Source organism: Pseudomonas sp. MF4836 (genome assembly GCF_002018875.1).
Classification (GTDB): Bacteria; Pseudomonadota; Gammaproteobacteria; order Pseudomonadales; family Pseudomonadaceae; genus Aquipseudomonas.
Genome location: NZ_MVOL01000004.1, coordinates 213681 through 234068 on the forward strand (window position 1 = coordinate 213681; position 20388 = coordinate 234068).

17 protein-coding genes are annotated in these 20388 nt (G+C 64.2%); 6 read left to right on the forward strand and 11 right to left on the reverse strand.

All coding sequences use genetic code 11. The features are described from left to right. The first annotated feature begins 59 nt into the window (after nt 1-59). Nucleotides 60-1475 carry an acetyl-CoA carboxylase biotin carboxylase subunit gene (locus MF4836_RS11170; RefSeq protein ID WP_020294870.1) on the forward strand — a complete coding sequence of 472 codons (1416 nt, stop codon included), beginning with the start codon at nt 60-62 and terminating at the stop codon, nt 1473-1475. 102 nt (nt 1476-1577) lie between these two features. Further along, complete coding sequence (oadA, locus tag MF4836_RS11175) at nt 1578-3386, forward strand: sodium-extruding oxaloacetate decarboxylase subunit alpha (RefSeq protein WP_078470385.1); 1809 nt, start codon at nt 1578-1580, stop codon at nt 3384-3386. A gap of 97 nt (nt 3387-3483) precedes the next feature. Here oadA and MF4836_RS11180 read toward each other — a convergent pair whose 3' ends face one another. Both MF4836_RS11180 and MF4836_RS11185 read right to left on the reverse strand, forming a co-directional pair. Continuing rightward, nucleotides 3484-4314 (reverse strand): amino acid ABC transporter permease, encoded by an 831-nt coding sequence (locus MF4836_RS11180; RefSeq protein WP_078470386.1) that lies wholly within the window; start codon nt 4312-4314, stop codon nt 3484-3486. Continuing rightward, nucleotides 4311-5132 carry an ABC transporter substrate-binding protein gene (locus tag MF4836_RS11185; protein WP_078470387.1) on the reverse strand — a complete coding sequence of 274 codons (822 nt, stop codon included), beginning with the start codon at nt 5130-5132 and terminating at the stop codon, nt 4311-4313. The genes MF4836_RS11180 and MF4836_RS11185 overlap by 4 nt, the downstream gene beginning before the upstream one ends. Nucleotides 5133-5241: 109 nt before the next feature. On the opposite strand from MF4836_RS11185, the gene MF4836_RS11190 reads away from it, so the two are divergent. Beyond that, nucleotides 5242-6141, forward strand: coding sequence for a homocysteine S-methyltransferase family protein (locus tag MF4836_RS11190; protein ID WP_078470388.1), 900 nt, complete (start codon nt 5242-5244; stop codon nt 6139-6141). Between the two features lie 155 nt (nt 6142-6296). On the opposite strand, the gene MF4836_RS11195 is transcribed toward MF4836_RS11190, so the two are convergent. The 3 genes from MF4836_RS11195 to MF4836_RS11205 are packed head-to-tail and all read right to left on the reverse strand — an operon-like array spanning nt 6297 to nt 8061. Then, entirely contained in the window at nt 6297-6965 is a 669-nt protein-coding gene (locus MF4836_RS11195; RefSeq protein ID WP_078470389.1) for a GNAT family N-acetyltransferase, read from the reverse strand. A gap of 17 nt (nt 6966-6982) precedes the next feature. Beyond that, nucleotides 6983-7429 carry a GNAT family N-acetyltransferase gene (locus MF4836_RS11200; RefSeq protein ID WP_078470390.1) on the reverse strand — a complete coding sequence of 149 codons (447 nt, stop codon included), beginning with the start codon at nt 7427-7429 and terminating at the stop codon, nt 6983-6985. Beyond that, nucleotides 7426-8061, reverse strand: coding sequence for an FMN-binding negative transcriptional regulator (locus tag MF4836_RS11205; RefSeq protein WP_078470391.1), 636 nt, complete (start codon nt 8059-8061; stop codon nt 7426-7428). The genes MF4836_RS11200 and MF4836_RS11205 overlap by 4 nt, the downstream gene beginning before the upstream one ends. Nucleotides 8062-8165: 104 nt before the next feature. Here MF4836_RS11205 and pdxR point away from each other — a divergent pair, with 104 nt between their 5' ends. Together pdxR and MF4836_RS11215 are read left to right on the forward strand one after the other, a co-directional pair. Continuing rightward, on the forward strand, nt 8166-9716 hold the full coding sequence (pdxR, locus tag MF4836_RS11210; RefSeq protein ID WP_078470392.1) for a MocR-like pyridoxine biosynthesis transcription factor PdxR: 1551 nt from the start codon (nt 8166-8168) through the stop codon (nt 9714-9716). A 40-nt stretch (nt 9717-9756) separates the two neighbouring features. Further along, nucleotides 9757-10968 (forward strand): YeeE/YedE family protein, encoded by a 1212-nt coding sequence (locus MF4836_RS11215; RefSeq protein WP_078470393.1) that lies wholly within the window; start codon nt 9757-9759, stop codon nt 10966-10968. A gap of 403 nt (nt 10969-11371) precedes the next feature. On the opposite strand, the gene MF4836_RS11220 is transcribed toward MF4836_RS11215, so the two are convergent. From MF4836_RS11220 to MF4836_RS11235, 4 genes are all read right to left on the reverse strand, one after another. Next, nucleotides 11372-12472 (reverse strand): polyamine ABC transporter substrate-binding protein, encoded by a 1101-nt coding sequence (locus tag MF4836_RS11220; RefSeq protein ID WP_078470394.1) that lies wholly within the window; start codon nt 12470-12472, stop codon nt 11372-11374. 12 nt (nt 12473-12484) lie between these two features. Further along, the gene (locus MF4836_RS11225) at nt 12485-13516 is read right to left on the reverse strand and encodes a histone deacetylase family protein (RefSeq protein ID WP_078470395.1); all 1032 of its coding nucleotides are present in this window, start codon (nt 13514-13516) and stop codon (nt 12485-12487) included. Between the two features lie 161 nt (nt 13517-13677). After that, nucleotides 13678-15585 (reverse strand): ankyrin repeat domain-containing protein, encoded by a 1908-nt coding sequence (locus tag MF4836_RS11230; RefSeq protein ID WP_078470396.1) that lies wholly within the window; start codon nt 15583-15585, stop codon nt 13678-13680. A 154-nt stretch (nt 15586-15739) separates the two neighbouring features. Beyond that, complete coding sequence (locus MF4836_RS11235; RefSeq protein ID WP_078470397.1) at nt 15740-16732, reverse strand: AraC family transcriptional regulator; 993 nt, start codon at nt 16730-16732, stop codon at nt 15740-15742. A 193-nt stretch (nt 16733-16925) separates the two neighbouring features. Here MF4836_RS11235 and MF4836_RS11240 point away from each other — a divergent pair, with 193 nt between their 5' ends. Further along, a complete protein-coding gene (locus tag MF4836_RS11240) occupies nt 16926-17471 on the forward strand; it encodes a hypothetical protein (RefSeq protein WP_238596141.1) in 546 nt (181 codons plus the stop codon). Between the two features lie 72 nt (nt 17472-17543). On the opposite strand, the gene MF4836_RS11245 is transcribed toward MF4836_RS11240, so the two are convergent. Continuing rightward, entirely contained in the window at nt 17544-18545 is a 1002-nt protein-coding gene (locus tag MF4836_RS11245) for an asparaginase (protein WP_078470399.1), read from the reverse strand. Between the two features lie 98 nt (nt 18546-18643). After that, entirely contained in the window at nt 18644-20095 is a 1452-nt protein-coding gene (locus MF4836_RS11250) for an alanine/glycine:cation symporter family protein (RefSeq protein WP_078470400.1), read from the reverse strand. Nucleotides 20096-20388 lie beyond the last annotated feature (293 nt).

The window sequence follows — 20388 nt, forward strand, 5'->3', positions numbered from 1 at the left end:
GTCACGCGCCGACCTGGTCTAGCAGGTCGTGTGTTTCAACGGCTCAAGGGAACCTCCAAGTGATAAAAAAGATCCTGATCGCCAACCGTGGTGAGATTGCCGTACGAATCGTGCGTGCCTGCGCCGAGATGGGCATCCGTTCGGTCGCGATCTATTCCGACGCCGATCGCCATGCCCTGCATGTAAAGCGCGCGGACGAGGCGCATAGCATCGGCGCCGAACCGCTGGCCGGTTACCTCAACCCGCGCAAGCTGGTGAACCTGGCGGTGGAAACCGGCTGCGACGCACTGCACCCCGGCTACGGTTTCCTCTCGGAAAACGCCGAGCTGGCGGACATCTGCGCCGAGCGTGGTATCAAATTCATCGGCCCTTCGGCGGAAGTGATCCGGCGCATGGGCGACAAGACCGAAGCCCGCCGCAGCATGATCAAGGCCGGCGTGCCGGTGACCCCGGGCACCGAAGGCAACGTCGCGGACATCGCCGAAGCCTTGACCGAGGGCGACCGCATTGGCTACCCGGTGATGCTCAAGGCCACCTCCGGCGGTGGCGGCCGCGGCATTCGCCGTTGCAACAGCCGTGAAGAACTTGAACAAGCCTTCCCCCGGGTGATTTCCGAGGCCACCAAGGCCTTCGGTTCGGCGGAAGTGTTCCTCGAAAAGTGCATCGTCAATCCCAAGCACATCGAAGCGCAGATCCTCGGCGACAGCTTTGGCAACGTGGTGCACCTGTTCGAGCGTGACTGCTCGATCCAGCGCCGCAACCAGAAGCTGATCGAGATCGCCCCCAGCCCGCAACTGACCCCTGAACAGCGCGCCTATATCGGCGACCTGTCGGTGCGCGCCGCCAAGGCCGTGGGCTACGAGAACGCCGGCACCGTGGAGTTCCTGCTCGCCGAGGGCGAGGTGTACTTCATGGAGATGAACACCCGGGTGCAGGTGGAACACACCATCACCGAAGAAATCACCGGCATCGATATCGTCCGCGAGCAGATCCGCATCGCTTCCGGCCTGCCGCTTTCGGTGAAGCAGGAAGACATCCAGCATCGCGGCTTCGCGCTGCAGTTCCGGATCAATGCCGAAGACCCGAAAAACAACTTCCTGCCCAGCTTCGGCAAGATCACCCGTTATTACGCACCCGGCGGCCCCGGCGTACGTACCGATACGGCGATCTACACCGGCTACACCATTCCGCCGTTCTACGACTCCATGTGCCTGAAACTGGTGGTCTGGGCCCTGACCTGGGAAGAAGCGATGGACCGCGGCCTGCGTGCCCTGGACGACATGCGCCTGCAAGGCGTGAAGACCACGGCGGCCTATTACCAGGAAATCCTGCGTAACCCGGAATTCCGTAGCGGCCAGTTCAATACCAGCTTCGTTGAGAGCCACCCTGAACTGACCAACTACTCGATCAAGCGCAAACCCGAAGAGCTGGCCCTGGCCATCGCCGCCGCCATCGCCGCCCACGCAGGCCTATGAATGAAGCAGTTGCAAGCTTTCAGCTGCACGCGGCGGTAAGAGCAGATTGGCTTTTACCTGCAGCTTGTAGCTTGAATCTTGTAGCTATGAGGAGATCCGAATATGACTAAGAAAATCTTCGTTACTGACACCATCCTGCGCGACGCCCACCAGTCCCTGTTGGCCACCCGCATGCGCACCGACGACATGCTGCCGATCTGCGACAAGCTCGACAAGGTCGGCTACTGGTCCCTGGAAGTCTGGGGCGGCGCGACCTTCGACGCCTGCGTGCGGTTTCTCAAAGAAGATCCGTGGGAGCGCCTGCGCCAACTGCGCGCGGCATTGCCCAACACCCGTCTGCAAATGCTCCTGCGCGGGCAGAACCTGCTGGGCTACCGCCATTACAGCGACGATGTGGTCCGCGCATTCGTGGCCAAGGCGGCGGTCAATGGCATCGACGTGTTCCGCATCTTCGACGCCATGAACGACGTGCGTAACCTGCGGGTCGCCATCGAAGCGGTAAAAGCCGCCGGCAAGCACGCCCAGGGCACCATCGCCTACACCACCAGCCCGGTCCACACCATCGAGGCCTTCGTCGCCCAGGCCAAGCAAATGGAAGCCATGGGTTGCGACTCGGTGGCCATCAAGGACATGGCCGGCCTGCTGACGCCCTATGCCACTGGCGAGCTGGTCAAGGCGCTGAAGGCCGAGCAGTCGCTGCCGGTGTTCATCCACTCCCACGACACCGCAGGCCTGGCCGCGATGTGCCAGCTCAAGGCCATCGAGAACGGCGCCGACCATATCGACACCGCCATCTCCAGCTTCGCCTGGGGCACCAGCCACCCGGGCACCGAGTCCATGGTCGCGGCCCTTAAAGGCAGCGAATTCGACACCGGCCTGAACCTGGAGCTGCTGCAGGAAATCGGTCTGTACTTCTACGCCGTGCGCAAGAAGTACCACCAGTTTGAAAGCGAATTCACCGCGGTCGACACCCGGGTACAGGTCAACCAGGTACCGGGCGGGATGATCTCCAACCTGGCCAACCAGCTCAAAGAGCAGGGCGCGCTGAACCGCATGAGCGAAGTGCTGGCCGAGATCCCGCGGGTCCGTCACGACCTTGGCTACCCGCCGCTGGTGACCCCGACCTCGCAGATCGTCGGCACCCAGGCGTTCTTCAACGTCCTGGCCGGCGAGCGCTACAAGACCATCACCAACGAAGTGAAGCTTTACCTGCAAGGCGGCTACGGCAAGGCTCCAGGTGAAGTCGACGAAAAACTGCGGCGCCAGGCCATCGGCAGCGAAGACGTGATCGACGTGCGCCCGGCCGACCTGCTGAAACCTGAGATGACCAAGCTGCGCGGTGAAATCGGCGCCCTGGCCAAGTCCGAAGAAGACGTGCTGACCTACGCCATGTTCCCGGATATCGGGCGCAAGTTCCTTGAAGAGCGCGAGGCCGGCACCCTGGTTCCGGAAGTGCTGCTGCCGATCCCCGAAGCCGGTGGCGTCAGCAAGGCGGGCGGCGAGGGCGTGCCCACCGAGTTCGTCATCGACGTCCACGGCGAAACCTACCGCGTCGATATCACCGGGGTCGGGGTCAAGGCCGAAGGCAAGCGCCACTTCTACCTGTCGATCGACGGCATGCCGGAAGAAGTGGTGTTCGAGCCGCTCAACGAATTTGTCGGCGGCGGCAGCAGCAAACGCAAGCAGGCCACGGCGCCGGGTCACGTCAGCACCACCATGCCGGGCAACATCGTCGACGTGCTGGTCAAGGAAGGTGACGTGGTCAAGGCCGGCCAGGCGGTATTGATCACCGAAGCGATGAAGATGGAAACCGAAGTCCAGTCGGCCATCGCCGGCAAGGTGACCGCCATCCACGTGGCCAAGGGCGACCGGGTCAACCCGGGCGAGATCCTGATCGAGATCGAGGGCTGATCTAAGCCTTCATCTGCAACGTTTTACCTCGGGGGGGCATTTGCTCCCCTTTTTTTTTGCGAGGAAAAAACCTGCGCATGCCCGTTCAGTTGAGTGCCTAGCGCTGATGGCCCTTGCCGTAATAGCGCTCCAGGCGGGCCTGGACCAGTTCCAGGGCGAAGGACATCAGCCAGTAGATCACCGCCGCGGTGGTCAGCATTTCCAGGTAGCGGTAGCTGGAGCGGCCGTAGGATTGGGCCAGGAACATCACTTCCCAAACCCCCATCACCGAAATCAGCGACGAGTCCTTGAGCATCGAAATGAACTGGTTGGCCGTGGGCGGGATGATGGTGCGCATCGCCTGGGGCAGGGTCACGTGCCAGAAAATGGTCGTCGGGCGCATGCCCAGGGCCAGTGCCGCCTGGCGTTGGCCCTGGGCGACGCCGATGATGCCGGCCCGGAAGATTTCGCTGAGATAGGCCCCGTAGTTCAGGGACAGAGCAATGATCCCGGCCGCGATCGCGCCCGGCACCACGCCCAACTGGGGCATGCCCAGGTAGATCAGCATGATCTGGATCAGCAGCGGGGTGCCGCGAAAGAATGAGGTGTAGAAGCTGGCGATGCCGAACAGCACGGCGCTGCTGGACAGACGCGCCAGGGCGGCGGCGAAGCCCAGCAGCACCGACGCCAGCATCGAGCACAGGCACAGGAACAAGGTCAGCGCCGCGCCTTGCAGGAAGCCATTGGGCCCCAGGCGAAAGCCCGCCAGGTTGGGGAATTTTTCCAGGATGATCGCGAATTTCAGGTCAAAGCTCAGGAAGAACCCGACAAACAGCAAGAACAGCAACGCCCAGGTCAGGTACAGGCGTGTGCGAAAACCCAGCAGGCGTTTGAGAAACGACTCAGCCACCGGTTGCGGTGGCTGAGGTGGTTGCGAGAGAGAGGTCATTTACTGATATCGGCGCCGATCCATTTGTCCGACAGTTTGCTCAGAGTGCCGTCCTGTTTCAACTGAGCGAAGACTTCACGCACCTTGCTGTTCCACTGGGCGTCGCCTTTCTCGATGGCCACCGAGTTGGGTTCGGAGTAGAGCGGCTCGCCGGCCAGCTTGAAGCGTTTGTCCTGGGTCAGGCGCGGTTGTGCGGTCACCAGATTGGTGAGGATCGCGTCCAGGCGCACGCCGGCACCCAGGCCCAGGTCCTGGAAGGCGACGTTGTCGGTGTCGTACGGGGCGATCTGCACGTTCTCGAACGGGTACTGCAATTGGGTGTCTTCGGCGCCTTCGATCACCAGGTTCTTGTTCAGGTAGCTTTCATAGCTGGAGGCGCTGGTGAGGCCGACTTTCTTGTCGCTCAGGTCTTTGGCCCCGTGGATGCGATCGTCCTTGGCGTTGACCACGATCACCGCCGGCGAGGCGTAGTACTCCACCGGGAAGTCGAAGACTTCGGCGCGGGCCTTGCTCGGGGTCATGGAGCAGATGCAGATGTCGTAGCGACCGCTCCAGCGACCGGCGGCGATCACGTCCCAGGAAGGGGTTTCCAGGCGCAGCTTGACCCCCAGTTTGGCGGCGACGGCCTTGGCCACGTCGACGTCGAAGCCGTCCAGCTGGTTCTGATCATTGAGGAAGGAAAAGGGCGGATAGCTTTCCATCAACACGCCGACCAACTCCTTTTTCTGCTCGATGCGGTCCAGGGTGGCACCGGCGAACGCCTGGGAAGAGGCGGCGAGCAAGGTCAGGCCCAGGGCCAATAACGGTTTGAAGTTCATGGAAATCCTGACTGAAAAAGGTTGTGATTAACCGAATGGTGCGTATTTAATAGTTATAAGAACCACTCCGGTAGTGAGTTATTTTCATAAGCATATGAGTAAAAGGCATATGGGCGCAGGCAGCACGGTAATTCTGGATGGCGGCATGGGCCGCGAACTGCAACGCCGCGGGGCGCCGTTTCGGCAGCCCGAGTGGTCGGCCCTGGCCTTGAGCGAGGCGCCGCAAGCGGTGGAAGCCGTGCATGCGGCGTATATCGACAGCGGCGCAAACGTCATCACCAGCAACAGTTATGCGGTGGTGCCGTTCCATATTGGCGAAGAGCGGTTTGCCGCTGAAGGGCAGGCGCTGGCGGCCCTGGCCGGCGAGCTGGCGCGGCGTGCGGCGGATGCCTCGGGCAAGAGCGTGCGGGTCGCAGGTTCGCTGCCGCCGCTATTTGGTTCTTATCGTCCGGACTTGTTCGATGCCTCGCGGGCTGCAGACTTGCTGGCGCCGCTGGTCAACGGCCTGGCACCCCACGTCGACCTGTGGCTGGCGGAAACCCAGAGCTCCATCGTCGAGGCGCGGGCGATTCATGCCGGCCTGCCTGAAGATGGCAAGCCGTTCTGGTTGTCCTTTACCTTGAAGGATGAAGACACCGACGCCGTGCCGCGCCTGCGTTCCGGCGAGCCGGTGGCCGAAGCGGCAGCAGTAGCCGCCGAGCTGGGTGTGGAGACCCTGCTGTTCAACTGCAGCCAGCCGGAAGTGATTGGTGATGCGATTGATGCTGCGCGTGCGACCTTCGAGCGCCTGGGGGTGAAGATCCATATCGGTGCCTACGCCAATGCCTTCCCGCCGCAACCCGAGGAAGCCACGGCCAACGACGGCCTCGACCCGCTGCGTGAAGACCTGGACCCGCCGGGCTACCTGCGCTGGGCGGCCGATTGGCAACAACGCGGCGCCAGCCACCTGGGTGGTTGCTGCGGCATCGGCCCGGAGCACATCGCCGTCCTGGCGCAAAAGCTGCGCTGACCGCGAAAAACAAAGCCCAATTGGGCTGACGGATCACGGCGTCCATCAAGGCCTGCGCAGCCTTCGGCAGCGGCTACAGGGTGTAGCCGCTGCCGAGGTACGAGGCCGCGCTGGCCCTGCAGGACAGCGTCGGTTTGGCTATTGGGCGCCGTGCATCAGGCTCGGCATTCGGCCAGGGTTTTGCGCTGGCCTGCGCCGCTCTGATTGTCTTCGCTCAGCCAGCGCTCGAACCCTGCGCCAATCGTCGGCCATTCCGAGTCGAGGATCGAAAACCACGCGGTGTCGCGGTTCTTGCCCTTGGCGACCATGTGCTGACGGAACACTCCTTCGAAGCTGAAGCCCAGGCGTTCGGCAGCCTGGCGCGAGCGGGCGTTGTCGTTGTTGCACTTCCATTCCAGACGCCGGTAGCCCAGGTCGAAGGCTTCCTTGGCCAGCAGGTAGACCGCCTCGGTGCTTTTGGGCGAGCGTTGCATCGGCGCGCCGAAACTCACGTGGCCGATCTCGATGCGGCCCTGGGCCGGGACGATCGACATCAGGCTCAGCATGCCCTGGGCCTGGCCGCTGGCACGGTCGATCACGGTGAAGAAATAGGGGTCGCTGCTGGCCGCATGATTGCTCAGCCATTCATTGAACGCGTCGTGCGCAAAAGGCCCGTACGGCAGGTAGTCCCACAACTTGGGGTCTGCGCCGGGGCCCTGGAAGGCCTGCCACAGTTGCTCGGCATGGCGCGCCGGGTCGAGGCGTTCCAGGCGGATGAAGCGCCCTTCGATCAGGGTCGCCGAGGGGGCCGGGGCGCCTGTCCAGTCAGCGGGTGAAATCGGCATGCTGTTCTCCTTGAACCTCAAAGGGCTTTGCGAAACTGAATGAAACCCGGCCGTTCGGCGATGCGCTCGTAGAGCTGGATCGCCGTGGCGTTGGTTTCGTGGGTCAGCCAGTGAACCTTGCAGGCACCATCGTGCTTGGCCTGCGCGTAGACAAACTCGATCAGCAGGCGACCGACGCCGGTGCCACGCTGCTCCGGGCTGACCAGCAAGTCTTGCAGGTAGCAGGAGTTCTCGATACTCCAGTTGGAGCGGTGGTAAATGAAATGCACCATGCCCACCGCACGCTCGCCATCCCAGGCCAGGGCCGCGTTGGTCGGCTCGTTCGGGTCGAGAAAGCGTTGCCAGGTGCTGTAGCTCACTTCATCGGCCAGTTCGGTGTTGTAGAACCGCAGGTAGGCCTGCCATAGCGGCAGCCAGGCGGCGTGGTCGGCGGCGGTCACGGGGCGAATCTGAATCTGGCTCATAAGTCTCCTTGGCGCATCAGGTGGGAAAGCTGTTGATCGCGGACGTCGGCACTGGCCGCCAAGCCGTCGCGCACGCCGGCAATGTCGGCCGGGCTGCGGTTCTGGCTGAGCTTGCGCTTGCCCTCCAGGCGCTGGATCGGCAGGGCAAAACCGACGATCGCCTTGAGCATGCCCTCGATGTAGTCGGCGGGGGCGTCCGTGACCTTCCACGGCTCGCTGCGCGTGCTCTCGTGGCGCTCGGTGAGGGCGCTGACCAGCTCCAGCAGGCGTGGTCCGTCGCTGAACACTTCGGCCCTGCCGTAGGCATGCACGGCCAGGTAGTTCCAGGTGGGAACCACTTTTCCATGCTCGGCCTTGCTCGGATAAAAGCCCGGGCTGACGTAAGCGTCTTCGCCACTGAAAATCACCAGCGCCTCGGCTCCGTCGGCCAGCTCCTGCCATTGCGGATTGGCCTTGGCCAGGTGCCCGAACAGGGTGCCATTGGCGCCTTGTGCGGGGTCCAGCAACAGCGGCAAATGGCTGGCTTGCAGGCCCAGCTTGCCGTGGGTGACCAGGGTGGCGAGGCGGCTCTGGGCAATCTGCTGCTGCAGGCTGGCCAGGTTGTCGTCGACGAAGGCGCGAGGTAGGTACATGGAAAAATTCCTTGGCGAATGCCTGCATCCTAGGCAGGCTAATGGTCTGTTGTAAGAGCCATCTTGGGTCTATTTCATAGGTCCAATTACCCGGGTGCATATCGATGAATAGCCCAGCGTTACCGCTTTCCTTCAACCCGGCGGGTATCGAGCTCGACCGCCGTCAGGGCCTCAGCCGCCAGCTGTACCAGGCCCTGCGCCTGCGCGTGCTGGACGGTCGCCTGGCCGGTGGCACCCGGTTGCCCGCCAGTCGCGACCTGGCGCAGGCCCTGGGGATTTCCCGGAACAGCGTGGTGCGCGCCTACGACCAGTTGTATGCCGAAGGGTTTATCGAAGGGCGGGTCGGCGATGGCACTTACGTGGCGTTGCTGCCTGAAGCGCAGTTGCCGATCAAAAAACTATCCACAAAACTGTCCACAGGGATATCAACAGGCTTACCCACAGGGTTATCCACAAAATCGGCCATTTCACTGGATTTACATCCAGCTAAAGTTATCCACAATGAGGCGCTGGAGCTGCTGCAAAAGCATCATTTGTCGACCCCGCCCAGTGGTCCGCCACGGGCATTTCGGGTGGGCGTGCCGGCCTTCGATCTGTTTCCATTCGAGATCTGGGCCAAGCTGAATGCGGCTTTCTGGCGCAAGCCGGACCTGCGCCATCTGTGTTATGGCGACTCGGCGGGCGACGCGCGCCTGCGTGGGCTGATCGCTGCCTATTTGCGCAGTTCCCGTGGCTTGCAGTGCACGGCTGAGCAAATAGTGATCACCAGTGGCGCGCAGCAGGGAATAAGCCTTTGTGCACAGCTGCTGGTGGAGCCGGGAGCCGGCGTGGCTGTGGAAAACCCCGGCTACCGCGCTGCCGGTCACGCCTTCGCGGTGGCGGGCGGGCGCCTGCACGGCGTGGCGGTGGACCAGGAGGGGATCGACTGCCGGCAACTGGCGGCTCTGGAGGATTGCCGGCTGGCCTATGTGACGCCGTCCCACCAGTACCCGACCGGGGTCATCATGAGCCTGGCCCGGCGCCTGGAATTGCTGGCCTGGGCCGAGCGGACCCAGGGCTGGATCATCGAAGACGATTACGACGGCGAGTATCGCTACAGCGGCGCGCCCCTGGCGCCTCTGGCCGCCCTGGATCGCCAGGGTCGAGTGCTGTACGTCGGCACCTTCGGCAAGGTCGCGTTTCCAGCCTTGCGCCTGGGCTACCTGGTGCTGCCGCCGACGCTGGTGCAGGCCTTTGCCCGGCGCCGGGCCGTGGATGTGCGGCATTCGGAGGTCAGCACCCAGGCGGTGATGGCCGAGTTCATGGCGGCCGGGCACTTTCAGCGGCATATCCGGCGCATGCGGCGCGCGGCGTTGAGCCGGCGCAATACTTTGCTCGCCCACTGGCCTGTGGATATCCAGGGTGTCGGGCCGTTGCCGAATGTAGCGGCGGGGCTGCACCTGACGCTGGCGGTGGACAGCCTGGCACGCGAGCGTGAGCTGCTCGCCCAGGCGGCCGGTGCCGACGTCGAGATCAGCGGGCTGAGCAACTACTGGCTGCCCGAGTCCGCACAACCGCCGGACCAGCGCGCCGGGCTGGTGCTGGGGTTTGCCGCGGTGCCGGAAGCGGAGATCGAAGCCGCCCTGCAGCGATTGCGAAAAGCCTGGCAGGCTTGAGGGTTTATACTCGCGGCCATTTCCTTCGCCGAGAACGCCCATGAGTCAGACTCTTTCCGCGGCGCCCGAACGCACGTTCGGCGCGCCCTTGTGCGCATTGCTGGTACTGAGCGCTGCTGCCTTGTTCCTGCAAGCGCGGGTCGGTGCGCAGCAGGTGCTGTTGCTGGTGCTGGGCGCCGCGCTGGGGCTGACCCTGTATCACGCCGCCTTTGGTTTCACCTCGGCCTGGCGCGTATTTATCCGTGACCGCCGGGGCGCGGGCCTGCGGGCACAGATGGTGATGCTGGCGCTGGCGGTGCTGCTGTTCTTCCCGGCATTGGGCGCCGGCACCCTGTTCGGCCAGCCGGTGACCGGGCTGGTGGCGCCGGCCGGGGTCTCGGTGATTTTCGGGGCGTTTATCTTCGGCATCGGCATGCAGTTGGGCGGCGGTTGCGCCTCCGGCACCCTGTTTACCGTGGGCGGTGGCAATGCGCGGATGCTGGTGACCTTGCTGTTTTTCATCTGTGGCTCACTGATCGCCACCCAGCATGTGGACTGGTGGTTCGCCTTGCCATCGCTGCCGCCGATTTCCATCGTCAAGAGTCTGGGCGTGTTGCCGGCGCTGGTGCTGAGCCTGGTGGTGTTCGCCTCGATTGGATGGCTGACGGTGAGCCTGGAAAAACGCCGCCACGGCGCCCTGGAAGCCCCTGTCAGCAGTGATCACTATGGCTGGCGCCGCCTGCTGCGCGGGCCTTGGCCGCTGGTGTGGGGCGCGGTTGCCCTGGCGTTGCTCAATTACGCCACCCTGGCCCTGGCGGGTCGGCCTTGGGGCATCACCTCGGCGTTTGCCTTGTGGGGCGCCAAGGTGGCCAGCGGGCTGGGGGTGGATGTCGGCAGCTGGGTGTTCTGGCAGAGCCCGGGGAACGCCAAGGCCCTGGCGGCACCGGTGTGGGAGGACATCACCAGCGTGATGGACATCGGCATCGTCTTTGGGGCCTTGCTGGCGGCCGGGCTGGCCGGGCGTTTTGCCCCCAGCCTGAAAATCCCCCGGCGTTCCCTGGTGGCGGCGGTGCTCGGTGGATTGCTGCTGGGCTACGGCTCGCGGCTGGCGTATGGCTGCAACATCGGCGCCTATTTCAGCGGCATCGCCTCCGGCAGCCTGCATGGCTGGCTGTGGCTGGTAGCCGCCTTTATCGGCAACGGCGTGGGCGTACGCCTGCGCCCCTGGTTCTTCGCCGAAGACCGGACGCCTCAAGGCCTGACGGGCTGCTGAGCGCAGCGAGCTCCAAGCCCTAAGCCGCAAGCTTGGCTCTTTTGTGGCGAGGGAGCTTGCTCCCGCTCGAGCGCGAAGCGGTCGCAGAGGCGGTAATCGCGGTGCATCAGGTGTGCTGCGGCGGCTGGATTTGGGCTTGCTTCGCAAGCCAGCGCGAGCAAGCTCGCTCGCCACCGGGGTCAGGTCCCCCCCTTATAGCTTGCCGCTTGGCTCTTTTGTGGCGAGGGAGCTTGCTCCCGCTCGAGCGCGAAGCGGTCGCAAAGGCGGTAATCGCGGTGTTTCAGATGTACTGCGCTGGCAGGATTTGGGCTTGCTTCGCAAGCCAGCGCGAGCAAGCTCGCTCGCCACAGGGGGGGTGATCCCCTATGGCTTGCCGCTGGAAGCTTGAAGCTTGCCGCTGCTGCTAGGTCCCCGACTTGATCTTGGTCCAGGCCCGGGTCCGGGCGCGTTCCGCGTCACGCGGTAGCGGTTGCAGGGTGTAGAGGGTGCCCATCGCCGCTTCGGTCGGGTACAGGTTGGGGTTGTTGCGGATCGCCGGGTCGACCCGTTCGGTGGCGTCCTTGTTCGGGTTGGGGTAGCCGACGAAGTCGCTGACCGGCGCAATCACCTGGGGTTGCAGCAGGTAGTTGATAAAGGTGTAGGCGTCTTCCGGGTTTTTCGCGCCTTTGGGCACCGCCAGCATGTCGAACCAGATCGGCGCGCCTTCCTTGGGCAGGCGCATGTCCACGGTCACCCCGTTCTTGGCCTCCTTGGCGCGGTTGGCGGCCTGGGAGAAGCTGCCCGAGTAACCGACCGCGACGCAGATATCGCCATTGGCGATGTCGGCCATGTACTTGGATGAATGGAAATAGGTGATGTAGGGGCGGATCTTCATCAGCAGCGCTTCAGCCTTGGCGTAATCCGCCGGCTTCTTGCTGTTGGGGTCCAGGCCCAGGTGTTGCAGGGCCAGGGGCAGGATCTCCGACGGTGAATCCAGCAGCGCCACGCCGCACTGCTTGAGCTTGCTGATGTTCTCTTCCTTGAAGATCAGGTCCCAGCTGTCCACCGGTGCGTTGTCTCCCAGGGCGGCTTTGACTTTGGCCGGGTTGAAGCCGATCAGGATGGTGCCGTACATGTAGGGCACGGCGAATTTGTTGCCCGGGTCGTTGGCCTCGATCAGCTTCATCAGCTTGGGATCGAGGTGGTTCCAGTTGGGCAGCTTGCTGCGATCCAGGGGTTGGAACACCCCGGCCTCGATCTGCTTGGCCAGGAACACGTTGGACGGCACCACCACGTCATACCCGGAGTTGCCGGTCAGCAGCTTGGCTTCCAGGGCTTCGTTGGTGTCGAAGATGTCGTACACCAGCTTGATCTGGGTGTTCTGCGCCTTGAAATCCTCCAGGGCCTTGGGGGTGATGTAGTCGAACCAGTTGTAGACCCGCAGGGTGCGTTCTTCAGCCTGCACCGCGCCGCTGAGCAAGGCCGCGCAGAGGGCTGGGGCGATAAAGCGTTTGAGACTGTTCATGGTGCGGATCCCTCACTGGGCGCTTTGAAAACCTTCGAGAACGTTCACGGCGTTGATGCCGATTTCTTCCACCGCATAACCGCCTTCCATCACGAACAGCGTCGGCTTGCCCAGGGCGGCGATGCGCTGGCCCATGCTCAGGTAGTCCGGGCTGTCGAGCTTGAATTGCGAGATCGGATCATCCTTGAAGGTGTCCACGCCCAACGACACGACCACGATGTCGGCGCCGTAGCGGGTGATTTCCCCACAGGCCTGTTCCAGCGCCGCGCTCCAGCTGTCCCAGCCGCTGCCCGCCGGCAGAGGGTAGTTGAAGTTGCAGCCAGCGCCCGGGCCTTCGCCCAGTTCGTCGTCGTAGCCCAGGAAAAACGGGAACTCGGCTTCCGGGTGGCCGTGGATCGAGGTGAACAGCACATCGTTGCGCGCGTAGAAGATCGACTGCGTGCCGTTGCCGTGGTGGTAGTCGACGTCGAGGATCGCGACTTTTTTGTGGCCCTGGTCGAGGAAGGCCTGGGCGGCGATGGCAGCGTTGTTCAGGTAGCAGTAGCCGCCCATCAGGTCGCTGGCGGCGTGGTGCCCCGGCGGCCGGCACAGGGCGAAGGCGCTGCGTGCGCCACGCTGGATCACCGCCTGGGCCGTCAGTGCCACCTGGGCTGCGCTGTAGGCGGCTTGCCAGGTCCCGGCGGTAATCGGCGCGCCGCCGTCAAAGCTGTAGTAGCCCAACTGGCCGTGCAGGCTGGTGGGTATCACGCTGCGCAGGGTGCGCGCGGGCCAGGTATAGGGCAGCAGGTCGCCGTCGGTGCCGGTGGCAGCCCAGCGATCCCAGGCCCCCTTGAAAAAGTCCAGGTAGGCGCGGCTGTGGACGCGTTCGATGGCTGCCAGGCCAAAGTCCTTGGGGGCCTCGACCGGGCCCAGGTTGCGGTACTGCACGCGCGCCAGGACATGGTCGGCGCGGGACGGCATTTCAAAACAGGGCATCAGGCGGCCGTCGATGAGTTCGCAGCGGCCATGGTGCAGGTGGTGGTCATCCGAGTAGATCGTCAGCATTTTCTTGTTCTCCGCAGGCTGATTCGGTGTTCCACAGTCTTGCGGCGCCGGGGCTTTCGGAGAACGTCGGTAGCGGCCAAAAAGGGATCGATATGGCCAAAGTCTTTGTCCGAATTTCGCCCCTTAACGAGGCGTTGCGCCCCATTGCGGGGCGCGCGGCTTCAGCTTTTGCCGGCGGGGGGCGGGCTCAGGCGTTGCAGGACCTGGAGCATATCCTGGCGTTTTTGCCGGGCCAGGGTTTCCAGCAATAGCGCATAACCTTTCTTTTCGCAGTATTGGCCGACGTTGGGGTTGGCGCCGTGCTCCAGCAGCAGGGTGAACATGTCCAGGCTGTCCTGCACGCTGACCGCAGGCTCCTTGCTGTCGGCGGCGGTCTGCTCGGCCACCCGCATCAGCAGGCTCTTGCCGATCGGCTGGTTATGGCAGGTGCCGCGTCCGTAGCTCAGGTCGAGGTTGGCGCCGGCAGCGATCAGTTGCCGGGCCGCGGCGTAGTTGTTGCCGTCGAGCGCGCGCCAGAGCGCGGTTTCGCCTTCGTCCGGGGTGCGCCGGTCGAGGTTTTGCGGGTACTGCATCAGCCAGGTGAAACCCTCGATATCCCGACGGCTGCGGGCCATCTCCAGTAACGGGGTGGCGCCTCTGCTGCTTTGCTCGTCGATGGCGACCCCGGCGTCTAGGAGGAACTTCAGGCGCCGGGCCTGGTTCAGGTCCGGGCTGTCCCTGAGATCGTTGCGCATGGCCAACAGGGCCAGGGTGCTCCCGTTGTAGGGGCCGCGAGTGTGGGCGCCATGGGCCAGCAGCTGGCGGGCGATGTCCAGGTTCGGCGCATCCAGGGCGTGCAGCAAGGCGCTGCGCCCGTCGTCAGCCATGACTTCGCCGCTGATCCCTTGCTCCAGCAGGCGCTGGACCTCGGCGGCATCGCCGGCATCCACGGCGCTGACCAGAGGCCAGAACCCCTGGCACGCCTGCGGGGTGGCGGCCTTCACATCGAGGCGTTGCAGCACGCGGGCCGGCACGGTCTGTTGGCGTTGCAGGCGCAGGCCGCAGTACACCCGATAGCGTTCCACGGCTCGCCCCTGATGCTCGTTGTTCAAGGGCTGCTGTTCAAACAGCGCCCAATCCAGGTCCGCCAGGTTGAGGTAGCTCGGCACCCGCGCCGGGTCGCGGCGCAGTACCTCGGCCAGCCACGGACGTGCGGTTTGCAGCTGGCCGGCTTCGCTGGTCCAGTAGGCAATGTCGTTGAGCAGGCCGGGGTAGGTACTTTCCCCGGGGGCGAGGGTGCGAAAGTCATGGCTGGCGAAAAAGTCTTTGACCCGAGCGATGCCTGGCCCTTTGTCCTTGGCGCTGCGCAGCTGGCCGTGCAACTGGCGGAATTCGTCCCACACGCGGTCAGCCGCCGGAGCGGGCGGGTAAGGGTTGATCGTCAGCGTGCCGGCGCCGCTGCTGAAAGGCTGAAACCACCTCGGGAAGCGCTGCAAGGCTTGCAGCCACTGCTCCTGCACCTCGGCGTCGATCGGTTGCAGCGGGGTGAAGTCCATCTGCGACAGGTCTTTGCGGCGGCTGAAGGCCAGCAGCGGCTGCTGGGGATCACGGATGTCGATCAACAGGTAGCGGCTGCTGAGCTGCCAGTCGCTGTTGCGGCAGTTGAAACTGAGCTGGGTCAGGCTCAGCCCGGGCTCCAGGTCATTGCTGACCGGCCAGTTGTCGGCGACCGGGATCGGCTCGTGTTGCGGCACGCAGTCACGCAGTTCCTGGGCGGTGAACAGCTGCAAGGCAGGGGATTTGTAGACCCGCTGCTGGTACTTGGGATCGGCATAGGCGTTGAGGTAGAACAGCCCGCGGTACTGGCTGAGCACCACCCGCGCTGGCGTCTGCGGCTGGCCGGGTACGGGGAACGCCTTGATTTGCAGGGTGGCGCTTTCGGGAGCGTCGAGCCGCATGTCGCGCTGCAGTTGCGACCACTTGATCTTGCCCAGGTCGAGGTCGAAGGCCTGAACGGTGGGCACGGCGCCCAGGCACAGCAACGCGATCAATGCCGCGCGCAGGCGACGCGAGCCGGTGGAGTGTTTCAAAGGTGCAGTCCTTGGCGGTCTCGAAAGGCGGCAATGTAATGCAAGCAACGCATTTATGCCGGGCTTTCTCGCAGAACCTGTTGCCGATCCGCTGCGCCTGGTCCTGGGGCGTTAAACGGGGCTGAGGGTTGCTCGCCAGGTCGTAAGCAGGTGCTCAGGGCCGGAACTGGCTGGGCGCCACGCCGCTCCAGCGGATAAAGGCATGGCGAAAGCTCGCGGTTTCGCTGAAGCCCAGGGCCTCGGCAATCCGGTAGATCGGCACCTGGTCTTCGCAGAGCATCTGCTTGGCGCGTTCGAAACGCAGCTCGTCGAGCAACTCCTGATAGCTGCAACCGAGGTCCTTGAGGTGACGGCGCAAGGTCCGCGCCGAGCAGTTCATCTGTTCCGCCAGGCCCTCAAGCCCCGGGGCGGCGTCGAGCTGCGCAGTGAGCAACTGGCGGATACGCCCGAGCCAGGCCTGGCGCCCGGTGAATTCCAGGTTCTGTTTGCGGCAGCGCTCGGCCATGGCCTGGTGGGTGATGGCGTCCGCCAGTGGCAGCGGTTGGTCGAGCCAGCGCCGGTCGAAGGCAAAGGCGTTGGTCGTGGCGGCAAATTGCAGCGGGCATTCGAAGCGTTCGCTGTAGCGCGCCTGATAGTCGGGGGCCGGGTATTCGAAGCGGGCCCCCAGCAGCGGCAGCGGGCGGCCCAGCAGGTCGTCGCAGATGACCTTGAGTGACACCAGGCAGAACTCGATATTGAACACGGCCATCGCCGGGTTTTCCCGGTAATCGCTGGCGGCGAACCAGACGCGCTCGCCGTCCTGCTCCAGGCTCAGTTCGAAAAGTGTTCCCAGCAGCGCCGGATAACGCAGCGCCAGACGCAAAGCGTCACCGAAGGTGGCACTGGTGAGCAGGGCGTAGCCGAGCATGCCGTAGGACGAAACATGCATGCGCCGCCCCAGTTCCAGGCCGATATCGCGGCGCAGCGCAACGGCGTTGGCGCAGACCAGCATCTCCTGATTGGTGGTGATGCGGGTGTCGGCCCGGCTCAGGTCGGCGGGGCTGATGCCGCTGCCGGCAAGCAGGGCGTCGCTGGACAAACCCTGGTCCTTGAAGGCATTGAGGATCAGCGACACCGCGTTCAGGGTCGTGAGGTGAGAGTGCAACATGCTCGTCTCCAGCCATGATGAACCGCTAAGCCGAGCAAGTTGCATGCCGCTCGCGGCAAAACCTGCGGTTCGCCGGCCAGCCGCGTGGGGCGTTTTGGGGGACATGTGGCTAGTGACTTGGCGCATTGATTGGTGCAACCTGCCTGCCAATCACCCCCCGGTGGCGGTGTTGCAACCCGATAAAGGACTATGTATGACCCCCATTCCCGCGCGTTCCCTGCTCCTGGTTTCCAGCCTGCTGCTCAGTTCGCTGTGCCTGGCCGAAGGCGAGCCGGCCAGCGAAAGCACCCTCAAGGATTCCGCCAAGTCTGCGGTCTCGTCGGCCATTTCGGCGGGCAAGAACCTGCTGGGTGGCGTCAGCGAAGGCGTGCTCGACGGTCGCCAATCGGCGCAAGGCGTCGACGGTGCCTCGATCATTTCCTCCCGTGAACAAATGAAAGACCGCGTCGATGTCCAGGTCTTGAAGACCGAAGCCAGCGGCGACAGCTTCAACGTCACCCTGGGGTTCAAGAACAGCAGCGACAGCCAGTTGCGGCTGATCAACCTCAAGCAGACCGGGGCATTGCTGGCCATCGACCAGGATGGTTATGCCAACGGCCTGACCGCCAGCCTCGACAACCCGGACGAAGTCACCATCCCGCCCAAGGCGGCGGTACGGCAGAAGTTCGTGTTTGAAGGACCGATCGAGCAGTCGAGTTCGGTACGGGTCTGGGGCCAGGATTACTCGGTCAAAAAGTAACCTGGAACCCGCCCTGTGCTCGTGCTCGAGCCGGCGGCTACCGCAGTAGCCACCGGCTCTTTGGCACGGGCTTCAGCTCAATTCGCCACACAGATCAAGCTCAACCAGGCGCCGCACTTCGGCTCCGTCCAGGCCCGCGCCGAGCAGCGCATTGAGCTTGCCGAACGCCGCTTCGCGGGTCATGCCACCACCGGACAGCACGCCCACGCCCCGCAGGCGGCTGCCGGCTTCGTAGACGTCCAGCTCGACCCCGCCTTCATGGCACTGGGTGATCGCCACCAGCACAATCCCTTGCTCATGCGCCCGTTGCAGGCTGGCCAGGAACTGCGGGTTATCGCTCGGCCCGGTGCCGCTGCCAAAGCACTCCAGCACCAGGGCCTGGATGCCGCTGGCGAGCGCGCCGTCCAGCAGCTCGGCACCGATGCCGGGGAACAGCGGCAGCACGCCGACCTTGGCCAGTTGCCTGGCCTGGCGATAGTCCAGTTGCGCCGGCAGCGTTTCGACCTTGGCCGCGCCGCCCTGGCGCTTGAGTGCGGCGAACGGGTGGCGGCCGAAGCTGCGGATTTTCGCGCAGCGGGTCGGCGCCAGCAGCTCGCCGTGGAAGTACAGGTGCACCCCCGGCGCCAGGCCCTGGCCCAGGGCGACCAGCGAGTCGCCGAGGTTTTCCCAGGCATCGCTATCGGGCACGCCGGCCGGCAGCATCGAACCGGTAAACACCACCGGTGCGCGCAGGCCCAGCAACTGGAAGCTCATGGCGGCGGCGCTGTAGGCCAGGGTGTCGGTGCCATGCAGGATCAGCACGCTATCGCAGCCCTGGTCGATGGCATCGACCACCGCTTCACGCAGGTTCTGCCAGTAGGCGGGGGTCATGTTGGCGCTGTCGATCAGCGGCGCCATCTCGCGAAAGCGCCAGGCTGGCACGGTCAGCGTCGGCTGGCTGTTGAGGTAGTCGCGCATCCGCGCTTCGAATCCGGCAGCCGGCGCCAGGCCGTTGGCGCTGGCCTGCATACCGATGGTGCCACCGGTGTAAAGCACCATGACGTGCTGGGCGGCAGGATAGGTCGGGGCATTCATGGAGGGTCTCCGAGGACGATGACAGCGGTGGCCGAGCATGACGCCGGCCACGCGCTGTGTCACGCCGGGCGCAGGGGGTGCGCCCGGTTACTGGCCGATCAGCGTTGCGCTGCGGGCACGCCTTCAGCTTGGGTCTGTGGCGCGGCAGGCGCGGCTGGCGGGTTGGCCGGCCAGGCTTTCAGGTCCAGGTCCAGGTCGGGGAACTTGCTGGAGTCGAACACCGGGGTCTTGATACCGGCGGCGCGCTGGTCGTCGTAGTCGCGCAGCACGCGCAGGGCGATCTTGAACAGCAGGAACAGCGCGATCAGGTTGACGAACGCGAGCATGGTCATGGTGATGTCGGCAAAGGCGAACACCGTGCCCAGGTTCTCGATCGCGCCCCAGAAAATCAGCACCAGCACCAGCACCCGGTAGGCGATCAGCGCGTCGCGGTTCTCGCCGAGCAGGAAGCGCAGGTTGCTCTCGCCCAGGTAGTAGTTGTAGAGGATCGAGGTGAACACGAACAACGACAGGGCCACCGAGATGAAGACCCGGCCCCATTCGCCGACGACCGCGGCCAGGGAGTTCTGGGTCAGGGCAATGCCGTCACCTTCGAAGCCCGGGGTGTAGAAGCCCGACAGCAGAATCAGCAGCGCGGTGCAGGTGCAGATGATGAAGGTGTCGAGGAATACGCTGAACGCCTGGACCACGCCTTGCGCCACCGGGTGTTCGACCGAGGCTACGGCAGCCACGTTAGGCGCACTGCCCAGGCCGGCTTCGTTGGCGAATACGCCGCGTTTCACGCCCATGATGATGGCGCTGCCGATCAGGCCGCCGAACGCCTGGTCCAGGCCGAAGGCGCTTTTGACGATGGTCATCAGCATCCCCGGCACGTGGTCGATCTGCAGCACGATCACGTACAGGGTCACGCCGATGTAGGCCAGGGTTTTCACCGGCACCAGCAGGTCGGCGACCTTGGCGATGCGCTTGATGCCCCCGACGAACACCAGGCCCAGCAGCACGGCCAGGGCCAGGCCGGAGTAGGTGGTGTCGAAGTTGAAGGCGTCCTGAAGCGAGTGGGTCACGGCGTGGGCTTGCAAGCCGTTGAAGGCGAAACCGAAGGTCACCAGCAGCAAAAAGGCCATGACCATGCCCAGCCAGCGTTTCTGCAGGCCGTGCTGGATGTAATAGGCCGGGCCGCCACGGTACTGGCCTTCGGCGTCGCAACGCTTGTAGAGCTGGCCGAGGGAGCACTCGAAGAAGCTGCTGGACATGCCGACCAGCGCGGTCACCCACATCCAGAACACGGCACCGGGGCCACCCAGGGTCACGGCGATGCCGACCCCGGCGATATTGCCTGCGCCGACACGGCCGGCGAGGCTGAGCATCAGCGCCTGGAATGAGCTGAGTTGGCCGGCGCTGCTTTTCAGGCTGTCGCGAAATACCGCGAACATGTGGAAAAAGTGGCGCAATTGAACGAAACGCGAGCGGATCGTGAAGTAGCTACCGAGCCCGACAATGAGCACGATCAGTACTTTCCCTGAGAGGAAGTCGTTGATGACTTCGAGCATGGAGTATTCCTCGCTGTTTTTTTGTAGAGGCAAATGCTGGATGGAACGAAACATTTCGTTACACCTCGTCGCGCAGACAGCACAACGGGTGGGGCGAGCTTCGTCCCGGGTCCATATCGCGGGTTGTTATTAGTTCGGGTTTCGCATGGGGTCAGGCCTCGTTACCGACGGCCGCTCATGCGAAGAGGGGCCGCACTATACCGGTGCGCACGCCTGCCGTCTGCATGTTGCGCATTTGACCGAGGAACGGCAGCCCCGCTGGAGCTGAAACGCTCCAGCATCGAGAGGCAGAT